This window comes from Shewanella sp. 11B5, assembly GCF_002836795.1.
In the GTDB taxonomy this organism is placed as follows: domain Bacteria; phylum Pseudomonadota; class Gammaproteobacteria; order Enterobacterales; family Shewanellaceae; genus Shewanella; species Shewanella frigidimarina.
This window is the reverse complement of the sequence record NZ_PJAP01000400.1, coordinates 1-5230: the sequence shown is the minus strand read 5'-3', so window position 1 is coordinate 5230 and position 5230 is coordinate 1. Positions and strand designations below refer to the sequence as shown.

5 protein-coding genes and 1 pseudogene are annotated in these 5230 nt (G+C 40.3%); 2 read left to right on the top strand and 4 right to left on the bottom strand.

Translation table 11 applies throughout. From position 1 onward, the window contains the following. On the top strand, positions 1–263 hold a 263-nt coding region (locus tag CXF78_RS09345), incomplete at its 5' end, for a LysR substrate-binding domain-containing protein (protein ID WP_257984878.1). A gap of 179 nt (positions 264–442) precedes the next feature. Here the strand turns inward: CXF78_RS09345 and CXF78_RS09340 are convergent. From CXF78_RS09340 to CXF78_RS09330, 3 genes are all read right to left on the bottom strand, one after another. Continuing rightward, on the bottom strand, positions 443–1381 hold the full coding sequence (locus CXF78_RS09340) for an SPFH domain-containing protein (protein ID WP_011638836.1): 939 nt from the start codon (positions 1379–1381) through the stop codon (positions 443–445). Then, entirely contained in the window at positions 1381–2310 is a 930-nt protein-coding gene (locus CXF78_RS09335) for an SPFH domain-containing protein (RefSeq protein WP_102036612.1), read from the bottom strand. The genes CXF78_RS09340 and CXF78_RS09335 overlap by 1 nt, the downstream gene beginning before the upstream one ends. Before the next feature lie 171 nt (positions 2311–2481). Continuing rightward, a complete protein-coding gene (locus CXF78_RS09330) occupies positions 2482–2943 on the bottom strand; it encodes an NfeD family protein (protein ID WP_011638838.1) in 462 nt (153 codons plus the stop codon). Positions 2944–3433: 490 nt separating this feature from the next. On the opposite strand from CXF78_RS09330, the pseudogene CXF78_RS09325 reads away from it, so the two are divergent. After that, positions 3434–4185, top strand: a pseudogene (locus tag CXF78_RS09325) (outer membrane protein OmpK). 186 nt (positions 4186–4371) lie between these two features. Here the strand turns inward: CXF78_RS09325 and udp are convergent. Then, positions 4372–5130: a uridine phosphorylase gene (gene udp, locus CXF78_RS09320; RefSeq protein WP_011638840.1), complete on the bottom strand. Its 759-nt coding sequence runs from the start codon at positions 5128–5130 to the stop codon at positions 4372–4374. Positions 5131–5230: the final 100 nt, after the last annotated feature.

Below are 5230 nucleotides of genomic sequence, written 5' to 3'. Positions count from 1 at the left end.
ACGCAAACGTACCAACACATTATAAAGTTATCTGCAGCGACTTTAACTCGTTATATCACTTATGTTTAGCTGGGGCGGGTATCGCTTTATTACCTCATGTTATTGCTCACGAGGCGGTAAATCAGGGACGATTAATCAATGTTCTGCCGCAACACAGCATTGGCTTTGCCGACATCAGCTTGGCCTATTCTACCAAAAGTCCTCAATCGCCCGTGGCAAAGGCCTTTTGCGAACACTTACTTAGGGAGATGGTTCCCTGTTAAAACGATAAAAGCGGTAAAAGCGGTAAAAGCGGTAAAAGCATAATTAAAACAGACTGCCGCGGTAAAGGTATAATTTAAATAGACGGTGGCGGTAAAAACAATAAAAAAGGTTAGCGAAATCGCTAACCTTTTTTATTGTAATGTTCGTCACGTAGTGGCGAACATAGCAGTGTTAACGATTATTTCTTATCGTCTTTTAAGCCAATACTTTGCATCCAGTATTCAAAATTAACTAGATTACCCGGTAACACAATACGGCTATCAGGTTTGCTTAAACCATCTAACTGCTTCATATATTGTTCACCAAGTTGCATACGTAATGCACTTTGTCCGCCTTCAGATGAAATAACCACCGCTAATCGTTCTATCGACTCTGCAGTTGCTTTCGCTAAAGTGAGAATTTCTTGCGCTTTACCTTCGGCCTCATTAATGCGGCGCTGCATTTCACCTTCAGAGCGGTTAATGGTTTCTGCCATCACACCTTCTGAACGATTAATTTTACTCTGCTTATCACCTTCACTTTTGGCTAATAATGCCCGACGTTCACGCTCAGCATTCACCTGCATTTCCATGGCATTTTTAACTGTTTCTGGTGGGGTAATATTTTTAATCTCGTAACGATGCACTCGAATGCCCCACATAGAGCCAGCTTCGTCGAGAACTTCAACCACTTTGGCTGATATCACATCCCGCTCTTCAAAAGTACGATCTAAATCTAAGGTACCAATCACAGAACGTGTAGTAGTTTGAGCGAGTTGAATAGCAGCATAACGGTAATCGGTAATACCATAACTGGCTTTAACGGGATCGGTAACCGAAATATAAATAACCCCATCCACTTCAACATTAACTTCATCACTCGAGAAACATTCTTGTGGCGGTACATCAATAGTTTCTTCTTTTAAGTCGTGGATATAAGCCACTTTATCAAGGAAGGGGATCAGTGCATGGAAGCCTGCATCTAAGGTGCTGTGATACTTGCCTAAACGCTCAACAATATAAGCTGACTTGGTCGGTACAAGACAAATAGACTGGAATAATTTTAGTACAAAAATGGCAAAAATAACGCCCCAGATAGCCATCACAATCAAATCAGTATCAATTCCGTTAATCAACATTAGCGTGCTCCTTTTGCTGATGAGTTTGATACGGCATGAGTCACTTGCTCCATACCTTCAAAAAAGCCTTCTAGCTTGGCCATTTCCGCTGGCACAACAGAAACTTGAGCTTCAGATAAAATTTTTCCCACTTGGCCAATAAACTGTTCTTTAAGTAACATGTTCATAGCGTCATTGCCGCCATTTACTGTTAAGGCTTTGCAGATCATTTCCATGCCTTCAGCTTTCGCGTTAGCAATAATGGAAATTTCTTGCCCTGTACCTAAAGCCTCGTTAATACGCTTTTGTTTTTGACCTTCAGATAAATTAATCGCTTCTTGACGTTCACCTTGCGACATATTGATCATTGCAGCTTTTTCAGCATTCGCTAACGTGATTTCTGCACGCTTACGGCGTTCTGCTTCCATTTGTTTTTCAAGGGTGTGAATAACCTTCATTGAAGGCGAGATATTTTTAATCTCATAACGTAATACTTTGATCCCCCAAGGATCTGAGGCTTTATCAATTTCACGCACAATGGATTCATTCAAACTGTCACGCTCAGAAAACGTTTGCGACAAAGTTAGCTTACCAATTTCAGAACGCATGGTTGTTTGCGCTAAGTTAACCGCTGCACGGCGATAATTTTCAATACCATAGCTGGCAAGCTTGCCGTCCATCACCTTAAGGTAAACTAAACCGTCAACTTCCAATTGGGTGTTATCTTTTGAAATACAGCTTTGCGGTGGCACATCTAATACTTCTTCACGAGTGTCGTGGCGATAAGCAACCCGATCGACAAAAGGGACAAGAAAATGAAACCCTGGCTGGAGCACGGTACGAAACTTACCCAAACGCTCAATAACATGCACTTCACGCATTGGCACAATTAACATGAGTTTGAACAAAATAAACATTACAAATAAAAAAACGATTGTTAACACAAACATATCTACTCCCTTTTAATCTGACTTTCCTAGATAACACTTAACGACAATCGCAACACGACGACTTCGACACAATATTCATATCTTAATAAACTGAATTTATGACACTTAAGTACTCGATAACCTCAACTCACAGTAACAACTCACGGCAACAAAAGCTTATCAACTAAATCGCTATACAGAATCAATAATCGGTTCAACAACAAAAGCTATATTATCCCGACAAATGATCCTGACTTTGGTGCCTTTTTTTATCACAGTACCATCACCTAAAGCAGTCCAATCAGTACCCAAACAGCTAATTCGACCGGTTTTTTGACCAGGGCCAATGGCTTGTTTAACGATAGCGACTTGATTATAGAGATCCGCCTCTTCATCAGTATTATCGACATGAGAATCGCCGCCCACTAAACGCTGGGTCACATGACGAAAACTCAGTAATAACACCATTGAAGCCATAAACCATAATGTCAGACTTTGTACCAAGCCATCAATAATGCCAACAGCTTGTGCTGATGCGACAATAACGCAAGCCGCACCTAATAAAATAACGATACCACCCGGAATGATAATCTCCGAGATCATCAATAACAGCCCAAGCACTAGCCAGACTGCAATCGGATTTGAAAGCTCCATATTCTCCCCCATAAATGAGAATGTCCGTAAATTCACTATAACAGCTTTATTTATTATTGCGACATATTATGTCAAAGCGTTGTTACGAACAGTAAACGGGACAACAATTCATCAACTTACCATTACCGCAAGAATGTGTATCGCTAATAATGAGTATTCCTATCAAAATCTATATTGCTGCAAAGTGACGTCTTATTTATCACCATAGTGATATTCGTTAAAATGAGATAACAGCGCCAATCAAACACTTTATGCGTTGCATCACACTAGCAGTGTTAATACCTGCCATAAGATTATATTGATGATGAAAACAATGAAATCTGTACATTCTAGTCGGTTTTAATTGTGCTCTTTCAAAATATTGAATATATTGCGCCCCATTGTGCACGATTGGGAATAATAGGTCACAGATTTAGCCTCGATCGCTATAAAACTTACCTTTAAACTGTCAAAATTGACGTATCTGATCATTTTACTAACCGGAAGAAAAATGAAAAAAATCTGCCTTTTAGCCACACTTGTACTCTCACAAAATGTTTTTGCTGACGATATAGTCCAATGGTGGGATGTTAGCGCAACTGTCTTGCATGGCGAAAACTATGACTTAGCACCATCAGAAAGACAAACTACCATCACCTTAGAAACAGCCGGTGGTTGGAAGTATGGTGATTGGTTTGCATTCCAGGATTTTATTAATTTCAATGGTAATAATAACGGTGTTGATAGCACGACTTATGGCGAAATATCTCCCCGCTTTAGTGCTAGCAAAATATTAGGCCAACCAGTGAGCTTTGGTGCGATAAAAGATGTCTCTTTAGCGTTAACTTACGAAGAAGGCGAAGGCCCAGTTAACAGCATGCTTTATGGTATTGGTGTGGACCTTGACGTGGCATTTTTTAGCTACTTACAACTGAACACTTACCGTCGTGATGCAATAAGCAGTGGTAATATCAGTGATGGTTGGCAGTTTACGCCAGTATTTAGAATCGACATGCCAGTGGGCAATGCCAATATTATTTTTGATGGTTTTATTGATTGGGTATTCTCTGCCGACAACAACGGCTACGACGAAAACCTGCACATCAATCACAAATAAAGTATGACTTAGGTAAAACATTGTTTGGTGATCACAAACAAAACAAACTGTTAGTGGGTTTTGAATATGATTACTGGCAAAGTAAATACGGTGTTGCGGGTATCGACCAAAATACCTATTCAATTATTGCGCAGTATCATTTCTAATTTATGCCGCTATTGATATAAGTTAGATAACAAAAAAGGTGCCTAGGCACCTTTTTTAATGATTACATTTCAACACTCATTGATTTGAGGCAATTTGTTTTGCGCAATCAGTTTTAACACCATCAGCCTTAACACAATCTGTTTTTACACAATATCTTGTTTTGACGTGATGGTTAAAACGTTAGCTTAAGCTAACAATTTTTTCGCTGCTGCAACAACAATAGACACTGCACTTACTTCAGTCTTCTTCATTGTCGCTTCATCAGGGATCTCTTGCTGTGTGCGATTTACAATAACACCGGCAACACATGCTGCACGCCAACCTTGAGTTGCACACATTGTAAATAGCGTAGCTGATTCCATTTCATAGTTCAGCACACCCATTGACTGCCACTCTTTCATAGAGCCAACATAACGCTGAGTAATGCGACCAGAAACAGTATCGTAACGCTCTTGACCTGGATAGAAAGTGTCAGAAGAAGCAGTAATACCAATGTGCGGCTCTAAACCAGCGTCACGACATGCTGCAACCATAGCAGTGGTACATTCAAAGTCTGCTGCTGCTGGGAACTCAAGCGGTGCAAAGTGTAAGCTTGCGCCATCTAAACGCACAGAAGCTTGAGTCACAATCACATCACCCACGTTTACGTGCGGTTGAATTGCGCCTGTGGTGCCAACGCGTAAGAAAGTTCTCACACCTAATTGTGCTAATTCTTCAACCGCAATAGAAGTTGATGGTCCACCGATACCGGTTGAACAAACAACCACGGCTTTGCCATCGATATAAGCTAAGTAGCTTGTGTATTCACGATGGCTCGCTAAGAACGTTGCGTTGTCCATTAGCTCAGCAATACGCTTAACACGCTCTGGATCACCAGGAACGATTGCTAAGGTAGCGCCATCTAACATTTTTTTAGTTAATCCTAAGTGAAATACATCGGACATTGTGAAAACCCCTTTCAGTTTTGAATATTAAATTCTTATAACCCAGACTTTAACCTAGTCTTTAGGTGGATAAGGTTAACTTGATCACATATAAATTCAT